At 41.3% G+C, this 24673-nt stretch carries 12 protein-coding genes and 6 pseudogenes; 11 read left to right on the top strand and 7 right to left on the bottom strand.

Going from position 1 to position 24673, the window contains the following annotated elements; genetic code table 11:
• The first annotated feature begins 25 nt into the window (after positions 1 to 25).
• Positions 26 to 1247, top strand: a pseudogene (locus KDW03_RS06675) (integrase catalytic domain-containing protein).
• 520 nt (positions 1248 to 1767) lie between these two features.
• Here KDW03_RS06675 and KDW03_RS06680 read toward each other — a convergent pair.
• Both KDW03_RS06680 and KDW03_RS12535 read right to left on the bottom strand, forming a co-directional pair.
• On the bottom strand, positions 1768 to 4101 hold the full coding sequence (locus tag KDW03_RS06680; protein ID WP_271434317.1) for a transglycosylase domain-containing protein: 2334 nt from the start codon (positions 4099 to 4101) through the stop codon (positions 1768 to 1770).
• Positions 4098 to 5212: pseudogene (locus KDW03_RS12535) on the bottom strand (IS256 family transposase); the annotation flags it as partial. The gene KDW03_RS06680 and the pseudogene KDW03_RS12535, both read right to left, overlap by 4 nt.
• Positions 5213 to 5421: 209 nt before the next feature.
• Between KDW03_RS12535 and KDW03_RS06700 the strand changes: the two are divergent.
• Positions 5422 to 10107 (top strand): alpha-2-macroglobulin family protein, encoded by a 4686-nt coding sequence (locus KDW03_RS06700; protein WP_271434321.1) that lies wholly within the window; start codon positions 5422 to 5424, stop codon positions 10105 to 10107.
• The gene (locus KDW03_RS06705) at positions 10104 to 10880 is read left to right on the top strand and encodes an alpha-2-macroglobulin family protein (RefSeq protein ID WP_271434322.1); all 777 of its coding nucleotides are present in this window, start codon (positions 10104 to 10106) and stop codon (positions 10878 to 10880) included. The genes KDW03_RS06700 and KDW03_RS06705 overlap by 4 nt, the downstream gene beginning before the upstream one ends.
• 67 nt (positions 10881 to 10947) lie before the next feature.
• Here KDW03_RS06705 and KDW03_RS06710 read toward each other — a convergent pair whose 3' ends face one another.
• Together KDW03_RS06710 and KDW03_RS06715 are read right to left on the bottom strand one after the other, a co-directional pair.
• Positions 10948 to 11172 (bottom strand): hypothetical protein, encoded by a 225-nt coding sequence (locus KDW03_RS06710; protein WP_271434323.1) that lies wholly within the window; start codon positions 11170 to 11172, stop codon positions 10948 to 10950.
• Positions 11160 to 12316: pseudogene (locus KDW03_RS06715) on the bottom strand (integrase catalytic domain-containing protein). The gene KDW03_RS06710 and the pseudogene KDW03_RS06715 overlap by 13 nt, the downstream one beginning before the upstream one ends.
• 360 nt (positions 12317 to 12676) lie before the next feature.
• On the opposite strand from KDW03_RS06715, the pseudogene KDW03_RS12375 reads away from it, so the two are divergent.
• Both KDW03_RS12375 and KDW03_RS06730 read left to right on the top strand, forming a co-directional pair.
• Positions 12677 to 13790: pseudogene (locus KDW03_RS12375) on the top strand (IS256 family transposase); the annotation flags it as partial.
• A 144-nt stretch (positions 13791 to 13934) separates the two neighbouring features.
• On the top strand, positions 13935 to 14744 hold the full coding sequence (locus tag KDW03_RS06730) for an SH3 domain-containing protein (protein WP_271434326.1): 810 nt from the start codon (positions 13935 to 13937) through the stop codon (positions 14742 to 14744).
• 18 nt (positions 14745 to 14762) lie between these two features.
• Here KDW03_RS06730 and KDW03_RS12540 read toward each other — a convergent pair.
• Both KDW03_RS12540 and KDW03_RS06735 read right to left on the bottom strand, forming a co-directional pair.
• Positions 14763 to 14900: pseudogene (locus KDW03_RS12540) on the bottom strand (IS256 family transposase); the annotation flags it as partial.
• Positions 14888 to 16072: pseudogene (locus KDW03_RS06735) on the bottom strand (integrase catalytic domain-containing protein); the annotation flags it as partial. The pseudogenes KDW03_RS12540 and KDW03_RS06735, both read right to left, overlap by 13 nt.
• A 308-nt stretch (positions 16073 to 16380) precedes the next feature.
• Between KDW03_RS06735 and KDW03_RS06740 the strand changes: the two are divergent.
• The 3 genes from KDW03_RS06740 (at position 16381) to KDW03_RS06750 (ending at position 19589) form a co-directional block, all read left to right on the top strand.
• On the top strand, positions 16381 to 17556 hold the full coding sequence (locus KDW03_RS06740; protein ID WP_271434327.1) for an ISNCY family transposase: 1176 nt from the start codon (positions 16381 to 16383) through the stop codon (positions 17554 to 17556).
• Positions 17557 to 17839: 283 nt separating this feature from the next.
• On the top strand, positions 17840 to 18700 hold the full coding sequence (locus KDW03_RS06745) for a hypothetical protein (protein ID WP_271434328.1): 861 nt from the start codon (positions 17840 to 17842) through the stop codon (positions 18698 to 18700).
• Between the two features lies 1 nt (position 18701).
• Entirely contained in the window at positions 18702 to 19589 is an 888-nt protein-coding gene (locus KDW03_RS06750) for a DNA-methyltransferase (protein ID WP_271434329.1), read from the top strand.
• 244 nt (positions 19590 to 19833) lie between these two features.
• On the opposite strand, the gene KDW03_RS06755 is transcribed toward KDW03_RS06750, so the two are convergent.
• Positions 19834 to 21006 carry an integrase catalytic domain-containing protein gene (locus KDW03_RS06755; protein WP_271434330.1) on the bottom strand — a complete coding sequence of 391 codons (1173 nt, stop codon included), beginning with the start codon at positions 21004 to 21006 and terminating at the stop codon, positions 19834 to 19836.
• Between the two features lie 302 nt (positions 21007 to 21308).
• Here KDW03_RS06755 and dapB point away from each other — a divergent pair, with 302 nt between their 5' ends.
• The 3 genes from dapB to KDW03_RS06770 are packed head-to-tail and all read left to right on the top strand — an operon-like array spanning position 21309 to position 24588.
• Entirely contained in the window at positions 21309 to 22097 is a 789-nt protein-coding gene (gene dapB / locus KDW03_RS06760; protein ID WP_271434331.1) for a 4-hydroxy-tetrahydrodipicolinate reductase, read from the top strand.
• A gap of 9 nt (positions 22098 to 22106) precedes the next feature.
• Positions 22107 to 23612 (top strand): IMP dehydrogenase, encoded by a 1506-nt coding sequence (gene guaB, locus KDW03_RS06765; protein ID WP_271434332.1) that lies wholly within the window; start codon positions 22107 to 22109, stop codon positions 23610 to 23612.
• Positions 23613 to 23649: 37 nt separating this feature from the next.
• A complete protein-coding gene (locus KDW03_RS06770; protein WP_271434333.1) occupies positions 23650 to 24588 on the top strand; it encodes an HD domain-containing phosphohydrolase in 939 nt (312 codons plus the stop codon).
• Positions 24589 to 24673: the final 85 nt, after the last annotated feature.

Here is a 24673-nt window from a genome sequence, read left to right on the forward strand (position 1 = left end):
CTCGCCAACCGGAATTGGGGTGGCGATGTTTGAAAAAAGACCTATTGACAGGGAAACGGCAAAACAATATCAAAAAGCCAGCAAAAAGGAGAAAAAGGAGATACTGGATTATTTTGTGAGGATAACAGGCCTAAAAAATCGAAACTATGCCGCCAGGCTCTTGAGGCAGCACGGAAAAACCATCTATGTAGGCAAGAAAAATTACCTTAAAGCCGACATAGCCAAGAAGGGCAAAAGACCTGGCAGAAAGAAAAAATTCGGCGAAGAGGAACTAAAAATGCTAAAACAGGTCTGGGAAATTGAAAACTACATGTGTGGCAAACGTTTAAAGCCAATTTTAAATGAAGTTTTAGATAATCTCTTAGCAAACGGACATCTCCACGGTTCTCCACAGGCTATAGAAAACTTGCGCCATATAAGTGCCTCAAGTATTGACCGACTTTTGAAACATGAGCGTAAAAAGCTTGAGATAAAAGGACGAAAAGGCACAAAACCTGGAACCTTATTAAAGCAACAAATAGCTATACGCACTTGGGCAGAGTGGGATGAAAATTGCCCTGGTTTTATGGAGATTGATCTGGTTGCCCATGAGGGAGGAAATAGCCGGGGAGATTTTGCTCAAACATTAAATATGGTGGATGTTTGGAGCGGTTGGACAGAACTTGTGGCAATCAAAACAAAGCTTCAAAATGGGTAAGAGAAGCCATAGAAAAGTCCAAAGAAGACTTCCTTTTGATTTACGGGGAATTGATTCTGATACCGGTGCTGAATTTATTAATCATCCTCTACGCGAGTGTGAGAAGCACCAGATAAAATTTACAAGGGGGAGAAGCTCCCGTTCCAATGATAACTGCTACGTTGAGCAGAAAAACTATTCCATAGTCCGCCAGAATGTTGGATACTTCCGCTACGATACCGAGGAAGAAGTCTACTACTTGAACCGACTCTATGCGTATCTCAGGCTTTATGCCAACTTTTTTCAACCGGTTATGAAAATGACAGAGAAAAAGAGAATCGGAAGCAAGGTGCAAAAGAAGCATGATGATATTAAAACTCCCTACCAACGGCTTTTAGAAAGCTCTTATGTAAGTGAGGCACAAAAGGAACGCCTAACAAGGCTTTATAAGGCTCTCGATTTGTTTCACCTAAGACAAAAAATTACGGCTTGCCAGAGAAAACTTTTCAGCCTTCAAAAGAAAAAGAATGTAAAAAACAAAAATTTGGAGGAAACTGTATGGAATTTTTGAGTACTTTTTTTTATGAGGCAATGATTCGAATTTCGAGTACTTTTTTATTTGACGCAACGGGGCTAAAGACATTCCTCAAAAATAATCTCCGTGAAAGGATGTTGTTTCCTCATAATTGCCAAAAAAAAGGTGGGGGAGGGGACTTGGTGCTCTTCCCTTGTTGCAGTATAGGAGGAAGAAAAGTTTTTTTGCTCTTACCATATCACAGTGAGGGGGAAACCCCCTAAGCTATTCCCTTATCACAGTAAAAACCCTTGCTCTTACCTTGTCACAGTGGGAAAAATTCCAGCTATTACTTTTTTACAGTGTTAAACCTCCCGATAACACTGTAAAAAGGGAATAGCTTATGTCAAGAACTCCAGGTTAAACGTTTAACCGACTTTCTCCTATCCTACCGCAGCTATTTTGAACCTTACTCTTTCCTGATCACAGTCTAAGGTTAGGAACCTATCAATTGCAACAAGGGAAGAGCATTCCCCTCCGGGAAAGCACTCCGCTCAGGTGAGAGTGCGAAAGGTTTTTACCTTTCCAGGACAAGGATTCGAACTCGTTTTCTCTCGTCATTCCAAACGGCTTCTATAACATGTTCTCCCGGGCGCAATGTCCAGAATATTTTTGTTCCTTTTCCTATTTTTTCTCCATCACAGAACCATGTAATTTCGCCGTTTCCCATAGCTTCAAGGGGGATAGACTGGTATTGCTCTGGAATCTGAGTATCAACTCCAAATACTGCTCCATCCTTGGGAAAGAGAATTTCCAACCTTTCTGGCTTTTGAATCCCAAACTGCTTTTTTTCTGCCCACGATTGATATTCAGGTGGGACTACGGTTTCCCCTTGAGGTGTATGCCACGTGCAAGATTCCTGGGGAAGATTGGAGGGAACAAATATCTCCTCTGTGGTTTCCTTACACCCCTGGTGTGCAATCATCCCTGAGAGAACACATATGCGCTGGGTAATGAGTGTCATATTGCTTGCCCTGAAAGGAGGAAAAGGAAATCCCTGGTTCCACAAAAGAAGCATCACATTGCGAAGCACTTTTCCCGCTCCAGCGACGGCCGCCAGGTCTTGCATGGGCTCCTCGTAGAGATTTCCCACCCACACAGCTGTGGTTATCAAGGGGGTATATCCCACCACACAGTTATCCCTGAAATCCTTCGTCGTCCCTGTCTTAACCGCTACAGGGAAGGGGAAATAGATAGGCGAATTTATCCCAAAAGCGGGAAACTTGTATTGATGTTCTGAGAGGATCCTGGAGATAAGAAAACACGTTTCTCGTGAGAGCACGTGTTCTGATTTTGGGGTGGGAAGAGAGACCCGACGGCCATTTTTAAGCATGATGAAGCGAAGCGAACGAACATGCTGGAAGATTCCCTCTTTGGGGAAAATGGTGTACCCCTGGGCCAGTTCGAGAAGGGTAAGGTTGGCATTTCCCAGCACAAGTCCAAGCCCATAGAAAGCCGGATTTCTTACAAGAGAATCAAACCCAATTCTTTTAAGAAAGAAATAGAATGGTTCTATGCCTATGGTTGCGGCGACATGGACAGCTGAAACATTATACGAGGATGCCAGCGCTACTGCCAGCCGTACAGGCCCGTGATAGGTACGGGTAAAATTTTTGGGAATATAACGCCCAATCGCGGCAGGGTATTCCTGGTAAATATCCGGCAGAATACTCGAAGGATGGTAGAGACTGTTTTCCATTGCCAGAGCATAGGCAAAGGGTTTCATCACAGAACCAACCTGTTTTCGGATAAGGGTGGCATTGATCATACCCTTTTCCTCGTCAAAAAAATCAAGAGAACCTACCATTACCCGCAGTTCTGAGGTGGGATTATCTATCATGACAAGGCTGGCATGTTTCGCATTGTAGGTCTCAAGACTTTTGAGAACATCGAAGATTACCGGTCGAATGTTGGTGTACATCTCAAGGTCGAAGGTGGTATAAATCTCAGCAATCTGAGAGGCAGGAACATACTTTTTTGCCTCCTGCAGGGCATACAAACAGAAAAGAGGAGCATAAACACGCTGCTCCATCGGGTATACGTGAAGCCACATTTCCTCGTAGGTTTTCATCATTTCTTGTGGAAAAGAGAGAATGTGAGCCTCCCAGGCTCGTCGTAAAAGTTTTCGAGCTCGAATCGTAAACTCCATCCCCGAACGATAGGGTTGATGTTTCGATGGGGCGGGTATCATCGCTATTAACGCACTCATCTCAAGTAAGTTTAGGGATTGCAGGGATTTTCTGAAGTAAATCTCAGCAGCCTTTTCAAATCCGTAGATATGGTTTCCCAGGAAGACAGTATTGATATACGCCTCAAGAATCTCCTCCTTAGAAAAATGTTGCTCGAGGCGATATGCCTCAAGAATCTCGGTAAATTTGGACCAGAGAGTGTTTCGCATTTTTCCCCGTCGCATACGGACAAGCTGCTGGGTAAGCGTTGAACCTCCGGAAACGATTCTCCCTTTTTTTACGTTCTGAAACGTGGCACGTAGCAGAGAAGAAGGTCTCCATCCCTTATGAGAGAAAAATGTTCTATCTTCTGAAAAGAGAAGAAGCTCGATAAAATCCTGTGGCACCTCGCAGAGAGAGATTTTCTTACACAATCCCCCTTTTTCGGGTGTCATTTCCATGAGAAGGTGACCATGCCTATCATATACCTTGATGCTTCGCTCGGAGAAGCGGGAAAGTTCATCCGGTGGGTAAGGCCACAAAGAAAACACCGTAAATATTCCCCCCAGGACAAGCACCATATATACCCAGAGATGGTTTTTGTTTTCTTTTAAAAAATTTTTCAAAAAGATGAAAAACTTCACCACACGAACCATTGTGTCAAGAAAATTGTGTCTAGTCATAGGATAACCTCGCTGTGAATATTTTCTTTGGTGTATGAGTGTTGCTCACGATAGAGTTGAAAGTAATACTCCCAATTTTTTAACTTTCTTTTTAAGAACTTCTCATTTTGGTATCTTAATAACAGGTAAAGATATTTCTCAGCTGAAGCCTCGCTTTGACACATTTCCATTGTTTTTAATCTCCTTTTAAGTTCTTTAAAGAGTCTTTCCAGGGCATTGTTTGTATACACCATGCTTCGTATTCCTTCAGGTAATTCCATGTAAGTGAATATATTCTCTCTTATTGTCAAGAGGTTATTCATTAAGTTGGGATAGATATTTTTCCATTTTTGTGTAAATTTCATAAACAATTGTTCTGCCTCCTGTTTGTCTTTGGCATGAAATACCTCTTTTATTTCAGTGGCAATGATATTTCTGTGTTGAACTCTCACTTTAGCCAGTATGTTTCTCATGACATGGACTACACAGGGCTGATACTTTGCGTGGATATATCTCTGTTATGACGTTTTTCATACCACTTAAGCCATCAGAGACAATAAAATGAATCTGTTTGACACCTCTTTCTCTTATATCTAGCAAAATTTCCCGCCAGTTATAAGCACTTTCCATGCCTCCTGGCAGGTAGTATCCTAAAATCTCCCGTCTTCCCTCAGGTGTAATGCCTATAGCTACATATATTGATTCATTTTCTACCCTATCTCTCTTGATAGGAAACACCATAGCATCCAGAAATACCACGGCATATTCTTCCTTGATGAGGGCGACTACGCCACTTCTGAATCTCTTCTATGCCTACCTGGCTTATCCTTGAGATGTTAGCATAAGAAATCTTTATTTCATAAAGCTCTTTTAAAACTTCTGCTATCTTCCTTGTTGACATTCCTGATATCAACATAGCCCTGATTAATGCATCTAAGTCTTCTGTGATGCGTTTGCGATAGGGAAGAAGGGCACTTTTAAATCCATTATCCCTTGTTCTTGGAACACGTATGGCTGTAAGCTCGCCAAAAGCTGTCTTTAAATCCCTTTCGTAAAAGCCATTGCCTTTTGTGGGAGGATTGTTTTCCAGGTAAATCTCTCTTTCCTCTTTTAACATACTCTCTAATACTTCCTTGACAATTGGTTTGAATAGCTCTAAAATATTCTTCGTCTCAATCATATCTGGCCTCCTGTGATAGTTTTATTTATATTATCACAGGAGGTTATCTTTTTCCTACCAGACACAATTAAGTATACACTGCCACACGAACCTCTTGAAATTTTTTTTTGTTTTTCTTATCATTTATTATAAGGAAAACATTCAAAAAAAGGAGAAAGCATATGTGGAAATGGATGGGAGGGGTACTGTTGTGTTGGGGGATGCTGTTTTCTCAAAGTAGGCTACCAGTAACGATATATCCGTGGGATCTTGAGTCAGCTTCGCCAGTGAGGTTGGTGTTTCGCTTTGATACTCCTGTGGTTAAGATGAGTGATATTGCTTCCATGACAGAGGAAGTTACGAAGAACATCTTTTTTGACTTTAGTCCTCGTCTTAAATACAGGATTGAGGTTATTGATGAACAGAGTTTTGCCCTGACCATAGAGGAAAAACTTCTTCCTGCCAGAAGGTACTACCTCACCGTTAGGATCTCAACAAACTTTCCACAGGTTTTTAAGATAGGAGGGAAAAAGTATTCTACCAATGAGCTTCTTTTCTTTGATACTCCCTCTCAGGAGATTGTAAGAGCAGAGAAAGCCTCAGAGCTTCCCGATGCTCCTATTACCATTTCTTTTCGCTTTCCGGTAGAGATCGAAAAGCTTCGTTCTCTTCTCAAGATTTCAATGGTGCCAAAAGTGGATGATTTAAAGAACTCGCTCAATGTTGAAATCTCTTTTTCTCTTCGGTATAGCACGAATGGTTCCAAGGAAAACAAATCGAGGGTCCTCGTGATCCCGAAGGGTGAGAAAGAGCATAGTGACTACATTCTCACCATTGACAAAGCCCTCACTCCTATAGGGGGAGAGCTTCCTATGAAGGCAAACTACCAGTTTAAGTATGCTACCTATAAACCCCTGAGGGTAGTCAGGATTGGTTCATCGGACGAAAAAAAGTTTTACCGTGATTCGACGATTGTTATATTTTTTAATAATCCTCTCCCCCCTCGAACAGAAAAAGCAGGCTGGGTTAAGATAACGCCTGCAGTCCAGAATCTTTCTGTCAGTTCTGAGGGAAAGATGCTCTACGTTTCTGGTGTTTTTGTTCCTGGTACCAGGTATAAACTTGTGGTTCAACCGCTGGTAACCGATATCTACCGGCAAACTCTTGATAAAGAAAGTGAATATACCTTTGAGGTTGAGGATTCTCCTTCGTTTTATTCTGCCCCTGCTGGGTATCTTCTGATGGAGAACTATCTTGCCAATCTTTTCCCTATTAAAACGAGAAACATTGAAAAAATCTTTTTCTCTTATAGGTCTCTTACCAATGAGAGAGAAATATTTTCATTTCTTGAGGCGCTCTCAAAGTCTGAAAAAGAGGCTTTGAAGAGCAGGATAAAAGACACCCATGAGTACACGCTTCCGCCACGGTGGAATAGTGTTGAAATCTATAAAATTCCTCTTAAAAGGTTTCACCCATCGAAAAGTGGTTTTCTTCTTTATGAGATTACGGTGAAAAGACGTACTCCTGCCTATAGTTCATGGGAGGATGAATATCCCTCTCGAGGTTATGTGCAATTTTCGGATATGGCAGCCACGCTCAAACGTGGTCCCTGGGCAGATCTTCTTATAGCCCGCTATCTCAAAAACAACGCACCTGTGACCAACGCAGAGGTGTATAGTTATCGAAAAGGTCAACTTGTGTTAGTGGGGAAAACAGGGAGCCTTGGTACCCTCCTTATAACCAATAATAGGGGAAATGTTTATATGCTCAAAACTGATAAGAGCCGCTTTTTCCTTTCTCATGTTTCAGGAAAGGTAAGTGAGAGGGTAAACTGGGGATCATGGTATGCTGCCGATAGACCTGGGTGTGTTATCTTTACGGAACGGTATCTCTATCAACCAGGAGAGAGGGTTTTTATTAAAGGGATTTACCGGTATCGAACGAACGATACCTGGACAGTTGTACCTTTTTCACTTGCACCTTTCTCAAAGGATTCTATCGAGATTCTCATTGAGGACTCCCGCGGCGAAACTCTTTTATCAACTAATATAAGTCCGACTTCAAAAGGAAGCTTCGATTTGAGTGTGGTTGTTCCAAAGGATGCCCCTACAGGGACCTATTCGATAACTGCTTCAGTTCGAGGAAAGTTTTGGAGTTTGAGTGGCTACAATCCTGAGTTTTATAGTTCTTTCCAGGTGGAAGAATTTCGTCCCGCGAGGGCGGAGATGAAGATCCAGCCCAATAAACCATTGTACCTCGTTGGAGAGAGTATGCGGGTAGATCTGATCGGCTGGTATCTTTTTGGTGCGCCTATAGGAAGGGATGTCGAGTATAGTGTAGGTTTTCGTCCAACAGGATATTCGAGCAAACGGTTCCCATCATATTCGTTTAGCTTTTCTGGGTGGTATGATGAGGAGTATGATGAATACGGAAGTTATTCGTCTTCTTCGGAAATTAGCAGCGGCACCCTTTCTCCCGATAAGAATGGTGTTGCCTCTCTCAAGGTTGATCTTACCAAGATTGAGGAAGATGGTTTTCTCTCGGTATGGGCTAAAACTACCTTGCCTGACAATACCCCTGTAAGTGGGTACAAGGGGGATATCGAGGTGAGGAAAAAGCTTCATCTGGGTCTTCGTGTTCCCTCGTATTTTCATTTTCTTGATAAGCCTCTGTCTATTGATTTGGTTGCTGTCGACGGAGAGGACAAAATAACAACCAACGAGGGACTTCTCGTGGTCACCCATCATGAGTGGAATTCTTTTCTTGTGGCTGGACATGGAGGTCGTTATCAGTGGGAGTGGAGGGAGGTGGTTACCCCTGTCTATTCCAATACCGTAAAAATTTCCCAAACCACTATTCCCATAAAACTCTCGAAAGGCGGTTCCTACGTGGCTACCGTCTATGAAAGACGAGGGAAAAAGCTTATTCCCCATGGGAAAGAGTGGTTTTATGTGATTGGTGGGGGTTTTTATGGATGGCGTATCTCTGAGGATGATAGAACAGAGGTGATTTCCGACAAATCCTCGTATGATGTTGGGGAGACAGCGACTCTTCTTATCAAAAACCCTTACAAATCAGCCCGAGCCCTTATCACCATAGAGAGGGAAAAGTTTTACAAGACCTTTGATATTCCGGCAACGAATAGTATGGTCATTTTCAAACTTCCCATTGAAAAAGAGTATATCCCCAATGTGTATGTTTCGGTTATTCTCTATACAGGGAGGACAGGAATCAACAGGGTTTCCAATGATGTGGATTTTGCCCGTCCCCAGTATCGCATAGGGTATGCCAATCTCTCGGTGATTCCAAAAGAAAAGTCTCTTCAGATTACGGTGAATACGGATAAAGCTACCTATACGCCCAGGGAAAAAGTCACTGCCAAAATCCAGATTCGTGATCATGCGGGCAAGCCTGTAAGTGGTGAAGTCACAATTTCTGTCGCGGACAGAGGGGTGTTGAATCTTGCGGGGTATAGCCTTCCTAATCCTCTTTCCTACTTTTATCAGTCAAGAAGTCTAGCTATCTCAACCTACGAAACACGAAACTTTATCTATGGGCAGCGGTATCTCACGGAAAAAGGAGAAATCCTTGGTGGTGATGGTGGTATTTCGCTGGGAATGATCGTCCCAAGGGCAATTATCAAGTATACGGCTTTTTATGAGGCAAAGCTCGATGTCACCAATGGAGAGGCAACAGTTTCTTTTACCCTTCCTGACAATCTTTCCAGTTTCAAGGTGATGGCGGTGGCGCATACCCCTGATTCTATGTTTGGATACGGAGAAAACACTTTTACCGTCAAAAAACCTCTGATGGTACTGGAAAGTTTCCCCACCTTTGTAAGAATGCGGGATAGTTTCATGGCCGGCGGAATAATATTTAACTACACGGGGCAGAAACAAACCTTCACCGTTGAAATGAGCACAGGCGGTGGTCTCAGGGTAGGCGGGGACAAAAGCGTCATGACCAATATTACCCTCGAGAACAATACCTCTCAAGAAGTCCTTTTCCCGGTCAAGGTTACTGCCAAAGAAACTGGTGAAACCTCTCTTACTATGAAGGTAAAAGGAACAGCAGCAGAGGATGGTATTACCAAAACGATTCCTGTGACGATGATGCGCTATCCAGAAACTGTTGCCATCTATGGGATGCTCTCAAACGGTCAGAACCAGGCAGTAAACAATGTGACAGTCACCTCTCAGGTAATTCCTGAGCTCTCGAGTATAGAGACGACAGTGGCTCCTACCGCCTTTGTGGAGCTTAAAGGAAATCTGGACTACCTGGTTTCCTATCCCTATGGGTGTGCGGAACAAAAGACATCAAAGATTCTTCCGCTAATTACAGGAGAAGAAGTGATTCTCAAGTATCGTCTGCTTGCTACCAAGACCAGAGAGGATCTGCGAGAGGTAGTCCAGAGTGTGCTAAAGGAACTCCCCGAGTATTTCAAGGGTAATGGTTTTTCCTACTGGAAGGATAGTACCTACGTTTCAAGCTACCTTACGGTGTACATCTTTTGGGTGATGACGCTTGCGAAAGAGAGAGGGTATAGGTTTGAGTCCTCTTTCTATGAAAAGGTGTTTCAGGTCGTAAAGGATTATATAAGCAAGGGAACAATTTCAGATGAATCTTTCCCCTCGTATCGTTGGCTGGCGCTCTCGTATGCCCTTTATGTGGCTTCTCTTAATAACTATAACGATGTTTCCCGTCTTCGCTGGGGTTCGAAGCAAGGAAACAAATCTCCCCTGGACAGATATACTTTGAAACCGCGAGCTCGTGGGACTGGTTCTATTATACCAAAACGATCGAAAACGCCCTGGCCCTTCATGCGTATCTTGCAAGCGGAATCGATTTTCCTGATGCCTACAAGGTGATAAACTTCCTCATCAAAAGCCGGAATGGGTATGCCTGGCGCCATACCCATGAGAATGGTTGGGTCTTCTATGCGTTTTCTTCGTACCTCAACAAATACGAAAAAGACGAACCAATGACCTCTTGCCAGGTGCGAGTTGCAGCTCAGGAGATCCTTTCCGGCAGGTTTGAGAACAGACTCCAACCTGCTCAAACGGGAAGTATGTTTTTCAAAGCAGGCGATGAGGGAGAGTTTCCCATCACGCTTTCAAGAACAGGACAGGGAGCCCTGTATTACACTTACCGTTATCGTTATATTGCCAAAAAATTGCCAGCCTCCGTAAGTTATGGTTTTAGCCTTAAAAAAACCTACCTTGATCCTGATACGGGAGAACCTGTTTCTGTGTTTACTCGAGGCAAGGATTATCTGGTGAAAATTGAGGTGGCAGTTTCTCAACCTCGTTATATGGTGGTACTGGAGGATCATCTTCCTGCTGGTGCTGAGGCTGTCAACCTCTCTTTTGTTACGGAAGCAGGAAATCCAAACGCTGCACGGACGGGCACAAAAAGGGCAGGATACGATTTTTGGTGGAGTGGTTTTTCTCACAAAGAGATCTATAAAGACAGGGTCATCTATGCTGCGGATGTTCTTTATCCCGGTACCTACACTCTGACCTATCTCCTTCGTGCTAATTTGATGGGAACTTTTGCACTTCCTGGATGCCATATCGAGGAGATGTATGCCCCTGAGAATTTTGCTACCCTGTATACTCCGGAGAGTGTTGTGATTCAGTAAGGGATGGGGAGTATCGTTTGTGATACTCCCCTACATCCCACGTGTGGAGGAAAGCAAAAAAGTGCTCTTACCCTGTTGCAGTGAGAAAAGAAAAACCCCATGATGTATTTCCTTTTTGTGGCCCGAGTTTGAACAGTTTAAGTATTTTTCCATCAAGAAGATAAAGTTTTTCTTTGCTTATTACCGCTTTGGTGTACTGTCTGGATACAGAGGTTTGCCCCGTTGCGTCAAATAAAAAAGTACTCGAAATTCGAATCATTGCCTCATAAAAAAAAGTACTCAAAAATTCCATACAGTTTCCTCCAAATTTTTGTTTTTTACATTCTTTTTCTTTTGAAGGCTGAAAAGTTTTCTCTGGCAAGCTGTAATTTTTTGTCTTAGGTGAAACAAATCGAGAGCCTTATAAAGCCTTGTTAGGCGTTCCTTTTGTGCCTCACTTACATAAGAGCTTTCTAAAAGCCGCTGGTAGGGAGTTTTAATATCATCATGCTTCTTTTGCACCTTGCTTCCGATTCTCTTTTTCTCTGTCATTTTCATAACCGGTTGAAAAAAGTTGGTATACAGTCGAAGATAGGCATAGAGTTGGTTCAAGTAGTAGACTTCTTCCTCGGTATCGTAGCGGAAGTATCCAACATTCTGGCGGACTATGGAATAGTTTTTCTGCTCAACGTAGCAGTTATCATTGGAACGGGAGCTTCTCCCCCTTGTAAATTTTATCTGGTTCTTCTCACACCAATCACGCAGAGGATGATTAATAAATTCAGCACCGGTATCAGAATCAATTCCCCGTAAATCAAAAGGAAGTCTTCTTTGGACTTTTTCTATGGCTTCTCTTACCCATTTTGAAGCTTTGTTTTTGATTGCCACAAGTTCTGTCCAACCGCTCCAAACATCCACCATATTTAATGTTTGAGCAAATCTCTCCCGCTATTTCCTCCCTCATGGGCAACCAGATCAATCTCCATAAAACCAGGGCAATTTTCATCCCACTCTGCCCACGTGCGTATAGCTATTTGTTGCTTTAACAACGTTCCAGGCTTTGTACCTTTTCGTCCTTTTATCTCAAGCTTTTTACGCTCATGTTTCAAAAGTCGGTCAATACTTGAAGCACTTATATGGCGCAAGTTTTCTATAGCCTGTGGAGAACCGTGGAGATGTCCGTTTGCTAAGAGATTATCTAAAACTTCATTTAAAATTGGCTTTAAACGTTTGCCACACATGTAGTTTTCAATTTCCCAGACCTTTTTTAGAAGTTTTAGTTCCTCTTCGCCGAATTTTTTCTTTCTGCCAGGTCTTTTGCCCTTTTTGGCTATATCGGCTTTAAGGTAATTTTTTTTGCCTACATATATGGTTTTTCCGTGCTGCCTCAAGAGCCTGGCGGCATAGTTTCGATTTTTTAGGCCTGTTATCCTCACAAAGTAATCCAGTATCTCCATTTTTTCCTTTTTGCTGGCTTTTTGATACTCTGCTTCGACAAGCTCAGCATATCATTTCGCCGTTTCCCTGTAAATAGGTCTCCTTTCAAACATCGCCACCCCAATTCCGGTTGGCGAGCTTGTCGAGCCACGGTTGGCGAGCTTGTCGAGCCATGAACTGGATTATTTTACACAAATTTAAAGTACTTTTTTATTTTGAAGCAACGTTCCCTTTTCGAGTACTTTTATTGGCAGTGTATACTTAATTGTGTCTGGTAGGAAAAAGATAACCTCCTGTGATAATATAAATAAAACTATCACAGGAGGCCAGATATGATTGAGACGAAGAATATTTTAGAGCTATTCAAACCAATTGTCAAGGAAGTATTAGAGAGTATGTTAAAAGAGGAAAGAGAGATTTACCTGGAAAACAATCCTCCCACAAAAGGCAATGGCTTTTACGAAAGGGATTTAAAGACAGCTTTTGGCGAGCTTACAGCCATACGTGTTCCAAGAACAAGGGATAATGGATTTAAAAGTGCCCTTCTTCCCTATCGCAAACGCATCACAGAAGACTTAGATGCATTAATCAGGGCTATGTTGATATCAGGAATGTCAACAAGGAAGATAGCAGAAGTTTTAAAAGAGCTTTATGAAATAAAGATTTCTTATGCTAACATCTCAAGGATAAGCCAGGTAGGCATAGAAGAGATTCAGAAGTGGCGTAGTCGCCCTCTCATGGAAGAATATGCCGTGGTATTTCTGGATGCTATGGTGTTTCCTATCAAGAGAGATAGGGTAGAAAATGAATCAATATATGTAGCTATAGGCATTACACCTGAGGGAAGACGGGAGATTTTAGGATACTACCTGCCAGGAGGCATGGAAAGTGCTTATAACTGGCGGGAAATTTTGTGATATAAGAGAAAGAGGTGTCAAACAGATTCATTTTATTGTCTCTGATGGCTTAAGTGGTATGAAAAACGTCATAACAGAGATATATCCCCACGCAAAGTATCAGCCCTGTGTAGTCCATGTCATGAGAAACATACTGGCTAGAGTGAGAGTTCAACACAGAAATATCATTGCCACTGAAATAAAAGAGGTATTTCATGCCAAAGACAAACAGGAGGCAGAACAATTGTTTATGAAATTTATACAAAAATGGAAAAATATCTATCCCAACTTAATGAATAACCTCTTGACAATAAGAGAGAATATATTCACTTACATGGAATTACCTGAAGGAATACGAAGCATGGTGTATACAAACAATGCCCTGGAAAGACTCTTTAAAGAACTTAAAAGGAGATTAAAAACAATGGAAATGTGTCAAAGCGAGGCTTCAGCTGAGAAATATCTTTACCTGTTATTAAGATACCAAAATGAGAAGTTCTTAAAAAGAAAGTTAAAAAATTGGGAGTATTACTTTCAACTCTATCGTGAGCAACACTCATACACCAAAGAAAATATTCACAGCGAGGTTATCCTATGACTAGACACAATTTTCTTGACACAATGCTTTTATTATGAAGCAATTCGTTTGCTTTACTTTCATTTTTTTTATCTTTATAATACGTGAGTGCTGGCTTTGCATATTTATTGAAAACAATGTTTACACTCTTGTTGGAGGGTAACCATGAAAAAAATACTTTTCTTTTTTTTCTCCGTGATGGGATTGATGTTTTTAAGTGAACGGGATTATCTTCGGGAGGATGTGGGGTTTGTGGGGGTCAAAATTTGGCGATTGGGGCTTTATGATTTGCCGCAGGGGGATCTCATCTTGAAACTCTCAGCTTTGCAGACGGTTGATGTTCTTGCAAGAACCAATCTCGGAAAAGAGGTATGGTATCAGGTTTCGGTGATGTCTTCTGATAACGAAACAACTGTCAGGGGATGGGTGAACGCCTCAGGACTTTTTTGTGAAAAGGATTTCCGGGTGGTGAAAAAGATTCCCCCCTGGTTCTTGTTTGTGGAATATTCTGATGGTCAGAAGATCGTCTGTCAGGTCCTTGAATCAGGACGGGTGCGCTTCTATGACGGTAAGGAGGTGAGTGAAGAGACGCTCAAAGTGTATGATTCTATCTTTCTCGTGGGAAAGGTGATGTTATACTATGATGGGACAAATAGCTATGTGCCCTGGATGAGACGATTGGATATTATCACCAATGCGTCACTTTTTCCTCATGAGGAGGATTTGCGTAGAGGGGTAGGAAATGTGTATATCCTTACTGGAGACAGGGTAAATCTTCGTGTTCTTCCTTCTACGAATGCGACGGTAAAAAAGCAACTTAACAAGGGGCAGGAGGTGATTTTTCTCTGGAGAGTGGGTAAACGCGAAAAAATTGCAGGAAAATGGGGATACTGGGCAAGGGTGATTGTGCCTGAGAAAAAAGGGGTAGAGGGGTATGTCTTTGACGCTTACCTCGAGGAGAAAAGAGTTCCATGACATATCTTTTGAAAATGGCTTTGTTGGGCTTTTTATAGTGTTGCCGAGAAGGAAGTTTCTCTTGGCTTGCCGAAGAAAAAACCCCGTTGCGTCAAATAAAAAAGTACTCGAAATTCGAATCATTGCCTCATAAAAAAAAGTACTCAAAAATTCCATACAGTTTCCTCCAAATTTTTGTTTTTTACATTCTTTTTCTTTTGAAGGCTGAAAAGTTTTCTCTGGCAAGCCGTAATTTTTTGTCTTAGGTGAAACAAATCGAGAGCCTTATAAAGCCTTGTTAGGCGTTCCTTTTGTGCCTCACTTACATAAGAGCTTTCTAAAAGCCGCTGGTAGGGAGTTTTAATATCATCATGCTTCTTTTGCACCTTGCTTCCGATTCTCTTTTTCTCTGTCATTTTCATAACCGGTTGAAAAAAGTTGGCATAAAGCCTGAGATACGCATAGAGTCGGTTCAAGTAGTAGACTTCTTCCTCGGTATCGTAGCGGAAGTATCCAACATTCTGGCGGACTATGGAATAGTTTTTCTGCTCGACGTAGCAGTTATCATTGGAACGGGAGCTTCTTCCCCTTGTAAATTTTATCTGGTTCTTCTCACACCAATCACGCAGAGGATGATTAATAAATTCAGCACCGGTATCAGAATCAATTCCCCGTAAAACAAAAGGAAGTCTTCCTTTGACTTTTTCTATGGCTTCTCTTACCCATTTTGAAGCCTTGTTTTTGATTGCCACAAGCTCTGTCCAACCGCTCCAAACATCCACCATATTTAATGTTTGAGCAAAATCTCCCCGGCTATTTCCTCCCTCATGGGCTACCAGATCAATCTCCATGAACCCAGGGCAATTTTCATCCCACTCTGCCCACGTGCGTATAGCTATTTGTTGCTTTAATAGCGTTCCAGGCTTTGTACCTTTTCGTCCTTTTATCTCAAGCTTTTTACGCTCATGTTTCAAAAGTCGGTCAATACTTGAAGCACTTATATGGCGCAAGTTTTCTATAGCCTGTGGAGAACCGTGGAGATGTCCGTTTGCTAAGAGATTATCTAAAACTTCATTTAAAATTGGCTTTAAACGTTTGCCACACATGTAGTTTTCAATTTCCCAGACCTTTTTTAGAAGTTTTAGTTCCTCTTCGCCGAATTTTTTCTTTCTGCCAGGTCTTTTGCCCTTTTTGGCTATATCGGCTTTAAGGTAATTTTTTTTGCCTACATATATGGTTTTTCCGTGCTGCCTCAAGAGCCTGGCGGCATAGTTTCGGTTTTTTAAACCTGTTATCCTCACAAAGTAATCCAGTATCTCCTTTTTCTCCTTTTTGCTGGCTTTTTGATACTCTGCTTCGACAAGCTCAGCATATCATTTCGCCGTTTCCCTGTAAATAGGTCTTTTTTCAGACCTCGTTAACCCAATTCCTGTTGGCGAGCCTGTCGAGCCACGGTTGGCGAGCTTGTCGAGCCATGAACTGGATTATTTTACACAAATTTAAAGTACTTTTTTATTTTGAAGCAACGTTCCCTTTTCGAGTACTTTTATTATGAAGCAATTCGGCCTATGTCGAAAACAATTTAAAATGTCACACTTTGTGCAAATAGAAATGTCACCTTTTAAAATACTGCAACTAAAAAAACGAGAGGTTGCAGATGAGAGAGGTGATAACGATGACACTTAAAGCACAGAAGAGGGCAAAAATACTGGAGATGGTAAAGAACAAGAAAATCAAGCAGAAAGATGCTGCAATAATACTGGGGATTTGCAGAAGGCAACTTATTCGAATTTTTAAAGAATATTTATCAAAGGGTGATGAAGCCCTCAATCACAAATTAATAGGCAAACCGGGGAATCACAGAATTAGCAGTGATATCAAAGAGAAAATTATGCAGATAGTACGGAATAATTATAAAGGTTTTAAGCCGACATTTATAGCTGAAAAGCTTTATGAGGAACATCATATAAAAATAGGAGCATCAACGCTTCGTTTATGGATGATGGAAACAGGATTGTGGAAGAAAATAAGAAAAACTGCGAAACACCGTACCAGAAGGCCGAGAAAAGAGCATTTTGGAGAAATGATTCAAATGGACGGCAGCATTCACGACTGGTTTGGGACAGGCAAAGAAGTCTGTCTGATGAATATGGTGGATGATGCTACAGGCACATCTTACGGTCTTTTCGACACAGGAGAAACGACACAAGTAGCGCTGCAATGTTTGTTTGACTGGATAATGAAATACGGTATTCCTTATTCGATCTATTGTGATTATAAAAGCCTGTTCTATACGAAACGGGAAGCGACCATAGAAGAACAGCTTGCAGGGAAATTGCCTCTAACAAAGTTTGGAGAGGTCTGCCATAGGCTGGGGATAGAAATGATATATGCCCATAGTCCCCAGGCAAAAGGACGCGTAGAGAGATGGAATGGGATCCATCAGGACAGGTTAATAGCAGAAATGAAACTAAAAAACATAAAGGATATTGACAGTGCCAATCGTTTTTTGAAAGAATATTACTGGGAAAAGAATAACCGAAAATTTAGTAAAAAACCTCTGTCGGATGAAGATTTTCATATTGCATTAATGCCTGATCAGGACTTAAGGAACTATGTTTGTTATACGGCCGAGTGCAAAGTCTATAGAGATTATACAATAAAGTTTTCTAAAAGAATATACCAGATTGAAAAGAAACAACCTATAGCCATAAAACCCGGGGACAATGTTATCTTAAAAACCTGGCTTGATGGAAGTATACATATTTTTAAGAAAAATATCGAATTGAACTTTTTTGAAATAGATGATTATGGTCGTAGAGTTTCGGCATAAAAAAGTGACATTTCTATTTCAATAAAAAGGTGACATTTTAATTTATTTGACAGATGAAGCAATTCGGCCTATTGACAAAAAGACTTTTTTACATTACAATTAATTATAGAAAAATTTAAAGTAAATTTTTAAATAGCACCTAAAAGCGATCACCTGCCGTCAAAGGAACGTAAAATCGGGAAGTTACGAAATATATGAGGCAATGATGGTGAAAAGCATGAAAAGGGTTTTATTCGCTAAAAAGAATGAATTTATTAACTAAAAGTATTTTGTGGAGTACGGCATGACACTCTGGAATAATAATACCGAAATAGAATTTTTTACAGAAGCATTAAAGAATTTTGCTTCACCGGAGCAACTTTTTTACAATTTACAGGGCAGCTATTATGCCTATATTCCAAAAGGTTTTGACGCGGAAGGACAAACTTTACAAAGCAGAAACGCTCTCATCGGCCAATTTACTGAAAAATGGTGTAGATCCCTTTTTGAGTCAATCGCTAAAGAATTAGGATTATACGCCTTAAATAGCGTAATTTGTGAAGAAATTGGTTTATCCAGACAATCAAGTGCAGATCTTGCATTTTGCACAACCAGTGACACACTTCAAAAACCTGAAAACATAAAGTTCCTGTTTGAAATAAAAATGAGTGTTGTTTCAAATTACAAATATACTTATCCAAATTTGATTGAATATATAGGCGACTATAAACAACACAAAGGTAATCCATCATTATTACGATCAGATTCGATGTTAAAAGCAATTGGGAAATCTATAAACATTCGTGTTTCTAGTTTTGCTGCGGCAAAAATTCCCATTATTATTTTAGGTAATAGCCCAATAACAGAAAATTATGTAAAAAAAGTAGATTTTTTGAAAACTTCTGGTGTGATTCAAGGTTTTTGGTCATTAAATCCAAACCCTACAAGCTCTGAATATATAAAGAACACCCCAAAATTCGGATTTAAAACAATAATAAATGAAGAGCAACTTTTCAATAATTGCGAAGAACTTATTTCTAGTGATATGAATTACTTTTCTTCAATGATTTCAAAAAGTAAACTAGGAGAAATCATTACAATTGCAAGTCAAGAAAATACAGATATTGCAAAAGCAGAAAAATTTTTAACCTTAATCCGGAGCTAAAATGAAAAAGCTAAAAGGAACAAAAACAAGTACTTTTGGAACAAAAGGTAGAATTAACCACGACAGCTCTAAATTTTATAATTCAAAATTGTATAAGGAGCTTGGAGGAAATAAAATCATTGATAAGAAAGAAAATGAATTTCCCAAGGAGTTAGAAAATAAGTTTATTCTTGGTTCTGCTGAAAATATGAAAGAAATACCTGATAATTCAGTTCATTTAATGATTACTTCGCCTCCTTACAATGTTTCCAAAGAATATGATAAAGACTTATCTTTAAAAGAGTATTTACAGCTTTTAGAAAATGCTTTTAGAGAAACTTTTAGAGTTTTAGTAAATGGTGGCCGTGCTTGTATTAACGTTGCTAATCTTGGGAGAAAACCATATATACCACTTTCTGACTATATTTCGAGAATGATGATAGATATTGGATTTAATATGCGTGGTGAGATAATTTGGAATAAAGGAACAAGTGCAAGTTCTTCAACAGCATGGGGTAGCTGGAAAAGTGCCACTAATCCAATTTTAAGGGACATACATGAATATATTTTAATTTTTTCAAAAGGTGACTACAAAAGAGAAAAAAGGGGAAAAGAAAACACCATAACTAAAGAGCAATTCATAGAGTGGACGAAATCTATATGGACAATGAATGCGGAGAGTGCAAAAAGAATCGGACATCCTGCACCTTTCCCCGAAGAACTTCCATATAGATTAATACAACTTTATTCATTCAAAGGAGATATTATACTTGATCCATTTATGGGAAGTGGAACAACAGCGATTGCAGCAATTAAATCCGATAGAAAGTTCGTAGGTTATGAAATTTCACAAGAATATATTAAGTTAGCAGAAGAGAGACTAAAACCAATTTTAGAAGAAAAAAGGTAGTGTATACTTAATTGTGTCTGGTAGAAAAAATAACCTCTTGTGGGGGTGTTTTTCATCTCACGTAAACTATCACAGATGATAACATGAAACCGTTGTTTCTCCTTTCTTTTTTGTATCTAGCAGATTTTGTTATGGTTTTCTCTATGGTATTAGAGGAGGTTGTCTTTTTTTTACCTACAATGAAGTTACAGTGCTTTACCCCGTTGCGTCAAATAAAAAAGTACTCGAAATTCGAATCATTGCCTCATAAAAAAAAGTACTCAAAAATTCCATACAGTTTCCTCCAAATTTTTGTTTTCTGCCTTTTTTTCTTTTGAAGGCTGTAAAGTTTTCTCTGGCAAGCCGTAATTTTTTGTCTTAGGTGAAACAAATCGAGAGCCTTATAAAGCCTTGTTAGGCGTTCCTTTTGTGCCTCACTTACATAAGAGCTTTCTAAAAGCCGTTGGTAGGGAGTTTTAATATCATCATGCTTCTTTTGCACCTTGCTTCCGATTCTCTTTTTCTCTGTCATTTTCATAACCGGTTGAAAAAAGTTGGCATAAAGCCTGAGATACGCATAGAGTCGGTTCAAGTAGTAGACTTCTTCCTCGGTATCGTAGCGGAAGTATCCAACATTCTGGCGGACTATGGAATAGTTTTTCTGCTCAACGTAGCAGTTATCATTGGAACGGGAGCTTCTCCCCCTTGTAAATTTTATCTGGTGCTTCTCACACCAATCGCGTAGAGGATGATTAATAAATTCAGCACCGGTATCAGAATCAATTCCCCGTAACTCAAAAGGAAGTCTTCTTTGGACTTTTTCTATGGCTTCTCTTACCCATTTTGAAGCTTTGTTTTTGATTGCCACAAGTTCTGTCCAACCGCTCCAAACATCCACCATATTTAATGTTTGAGCAAAGTCTCCCCGGCTATTTCCTCCCTCATGGGCTACCAGATCAATCTCCATGAACCCAGGGCAATTTTCATCCCACTCTGCCCACGTGCGTATAGCTATTTGTTGCTTTAATAGCGTTCCAGGCTTTGTACCTTTTCGTCCTTTTATCTCAAGCTTTTTACGCTCATGTTTCAAAAGTCGGTCAATACTTGAAGCACTTATATGGCGCAAGTTCTCTATGGCCTGTTGAAAACCCTGGAAATGCCCGTTTGCTAAGAGATTATCTAAAACTTCATTGAGAATCGGCTTTAAGCGTTTGCCACACATGTAGTTTTCAATTTCCCAGACCTGTTTTAGCATTTTTAGTTCTTCTTCGCCGAATTTTTTCTTTCTGCCAGGTCTTTTGCCCTTTTTGGCTATGTCGGCTTTAAGGTAATTTTTTTTGCCTACATAGATGGTTTTTCCGTGCTGCCTCAAGAGCCTGGCGGCATAGTTTCGATTTTTTAGGCCTGTTATCCTCACAAAATAATCCAGTATCTCCATTTTCTCCTTTTTGCTGGCTTTTTGATACTCTGCTTCGACAAGCTCAGCATATCATTTCGCCGTTTCCCTGTAAATAGGTCTTTTTTCAGACCTCGTTAACCCAATTCCTGTTGGCGAGCTTGTCGAGCCACGGTTGGCGAGCTTGTCGAGCCATGAACTGGATTATTTTACACAAATTTAAAGTACTTTTTTATTTTGAAGCAACGTTCCCTTTTCGAGTACTTTTATTATGAAGCAATTCGAAAACTTGATTTATTTGCCTGTTTTTCCTATAATATGAAAAAGGAAAAAGAGAGGTTTTCATGGTCACGATTGCTATCATGGGAGCTGCGGGGAGGATGGGACGAACACTTATCCAGGTTATCAGTCAGGATCCGCAGTGCCGTTTGGGTGGAGCACTGGAGTCATCACAGTGTGCTCTGTTGGGACAGGATGCGGGTGTAGTGGCTGGCGTTGGAACTCAGGGAGTATCTCTTTCCTCAGATCCCGATGATCTTTCAGCATGTGATGTGTTTATTGATTTCAGTTCTGTTGAGGCTTTTGAACACCATGTGGAGATAGCCTCGCGTTTCAAAAAAGCTTATGTTGTGGGTACGACTGGACTTCGCGAGGAGCATTTTAAGGCACTTGATGAGGCAAGTAAGGTGATCCCTGTTCTCTGGGCACCAAACTTTAGTGTTGGTGTGAATCTCATGGTAAAACTTGTTCAAATGGCAGCAGAGGTGCTTTCTTCGGGCTTTGATGTTGAGATTGTTGAGGCACACCACCGTCTCAAAAAAGATGCTCCCAGTGGTACGGCTGTGAAGCTTCTTGAGGTACTCAAAGAGGCATACAAAACAGAAGATGTGATTTATGGCCGTTCTGGTATCACGGGAGAACGCCCTCAGGGTCAGATTGGCGTGCACGCTGTACGAGGTGGCGACATCGTTGGAGATCATACCGTAAGTTTTTGCGGGATTGGTGAGAGAATAGAGATTACGCATAGAGCATCTTCTCGGGAAACCTTTGCTCGTGGGGCGGTTCGAGCCGCTAAGTTTCTTGCCGGCAAGCCAGCGAAACGCTACACGATCGAAGAGGTTTTGGGTTTATAGGAGAGATGGATGAAGGATAAATTTTATTTTGATGATATTGGACTTACCTTTGATGATGTTTTGATTGTGCCGAATTATTCTGAGGTGGTACCCGCTCAGGTATCAACGGAAACATTCCTCACAAAGGACATACGTCTTCATATTCCTCTCATGTCAGCAGCGATGGATACTGTTACGGACGCCAATATGGCTATTGCTATTGCGCAACTTGGAGGGATAGGGGTTATTCACCGGAATCTTACCCCAACGAAACAGGCAGAAGAAGTGCGTAAAGTCAAACGATTTGAAAACATTATCATTGAGACACCTATCACGATTGATTATTCTCAAAATATAGAAAACGTACGAGTTCTCATGCGTCAGGGGCGGATCTCGGGGATTCCTGTGGTTGATGGAGAAAAGAAGCTCATGGGTATCATTACCAAACGGGATCTCGAGTTTTATGATGAGAAAAAGGCGAAGAATATTCCTGTCCATGAGGTAATGACTCCGAGAGAAAAGCTTGTTGTCTACGAGGTAGAGAATCCCCAGCAGGTAGACCTTAACAGGGCAGGGGAGATTATGCGCAAAAATCGTGTGGAAAAACTTCCCCTGGTGAACAAAAAGAACATCCTGGTAGGACTTATTACCTTGAAAGATATAACCAGAATCGTTGAGCATACGTATGCTACCAAGGATGAGGGCGGGCGTCTGAGGGTGGCGGCTGCTGTAGGCACAGGCGAGGCAGAATTAGAGCGGGTAAGTAAACTTGTTGAGGCGGGGGTAGATATCATTGTTGTGGATACCGCGCATGGTCACTCTCGCAAGGTGATCGATATGGTAAAAATGGTAAAAAAGCAATTTCCCTCACAGAATGTAATAGCTGGTAATATTGCAACCGCTGAGGCAGCGAAGGCTCTCATTGACGCAGGCGCAGATGCGGTGAAGGTAGGTATCGGACCAGGGTCTATCTGTACCACGCGAGTGGTGGCGGGAGTGGGCGTTCCCCAGATCAGTGCTATTTTAGACGTAGCGAGTGTTACGAGATCGGCTCGTATTCCACTGATTGCTGACGGGGGGATCAAGTTTTCAGGTGATATTGCCAAGGCTCTGGCTGCTGGGGCAGATGTCGTGATGATAGGTAATCTTCTGGCAGGAACAACAGAGAGTCCGGGAGAGTTTGTGATCTACAAAGGCCGGCGTTACAAATCTTATCGAGGCATGGGATCCCTTGGGGCTATGGTAGAGGGGTCAAAATCTCGATACTTCCAGGATGAGTATGAGCCCGAGAAACTCGTGCCAGAGGGCATCGAGGGGCGTGTGCCTTACAAGGGAGATGCAAAGGATGTTGTTTATCAGCTTATTGGGGGGTTACGTTCAGCTATGGGATACTGTGGATGCGCTACTATTGCCGAATTTCAGACAAAGACGAGGTTTGTACGCATCTCCAGTGCTTCTTTGCGTGAGTCTCATCCCCATGATGTTATTATCACCAAAGAGGCACCAAACTACATGGTTGAGGAGAAAGAAGAGTGAAGGAATATATGACGGGGGCATAATTGGGGAGGAGAAAATGTCAACCTATTTTTTCTCGTTAGAAGAACTCCTTAAGCTTATTCGGGAGGGGAAGAGTTTCTTTCTTGTTGAGCCGGTTTATGATAGCCGTCTCAATCCTTTGGTGGGGACGGAGAAGGTTTTGACTGAGAAAGATATCTATAGAATTCAAGATCGTTGCCCGGAGATAAAAAACAAAAAACTCCATGTGAAAGAGGCTTTTCTTCATTATATTGAGGAGAGCAAGCGTATTCAGTGGGCCGCATACGCGGTTTCTTTTGTAAGCACTTATCCGCTTTTTGCCGGGCTCCCTCATCAAAAAAAGGACTTTATCAACAAGTACCTCAAGGCTGTTATCATGGATGAGGACTATCTCGTCTGGAAGCTTTCTCAAATGAAAAACTTTTCTAAAAAACTTTTTGAACAGTCGCTTTTGTTTAGTGCTGTTGGGCTTACTTTGTATCATAGTTATTCTATTTCAGCCCTGCAGGGGATGATCGATGCGAGCTATGTGCACAAATTGATTCAGGGGACGCTTCTTATGGATGTTGGTTTGTTGAAGTACAATCAGCAACTTGTAGAGGCAAAGCGAGCAGGGCTTCCGCCGGAACATGCCCAACTCTTAAGGGATCATGCTCATGATTCAGCTCAGCTCATCCTCTCCGAGAAGAGTCGTCATCAGATAGAGGATAGTGTCATAGAAGCGATTGCCAATCATGAGGAGTATATTGACGGAACAGGCCAACCAGCAGGCAAAAAAGGAGCAGAACTCAGTGAGATGAGCCGGTTTCTCTCAGTAGTGAATTATTTTACACTTTTGATGACAGGGGAATTAACCCTGGCGAAGAAAAGCTGTCGGGAATGTTTTATCAAAATGAAAGCGGACAAGAATCATTTTGATCATAGATTTTATGATCTTCTGGAGCCGACGTTTCGCTATCTTTTGACACTTTCATAAGACAAGGAGTGCTTCTATTAGTCAGAAGGAAGATTATCTTTTCCGAAAACAGATCACTGAGCTGTATCCGTTCCAAGAAAAGGCT

The organism is Thermospira aquatica (genome assembly GCF_023525255.1).
Lineage (GTDB): Bacteria > Spirochaetota > Brevinematia > Brevinematales > Thermospiraceae > Thermospira > Thermospira aquatica.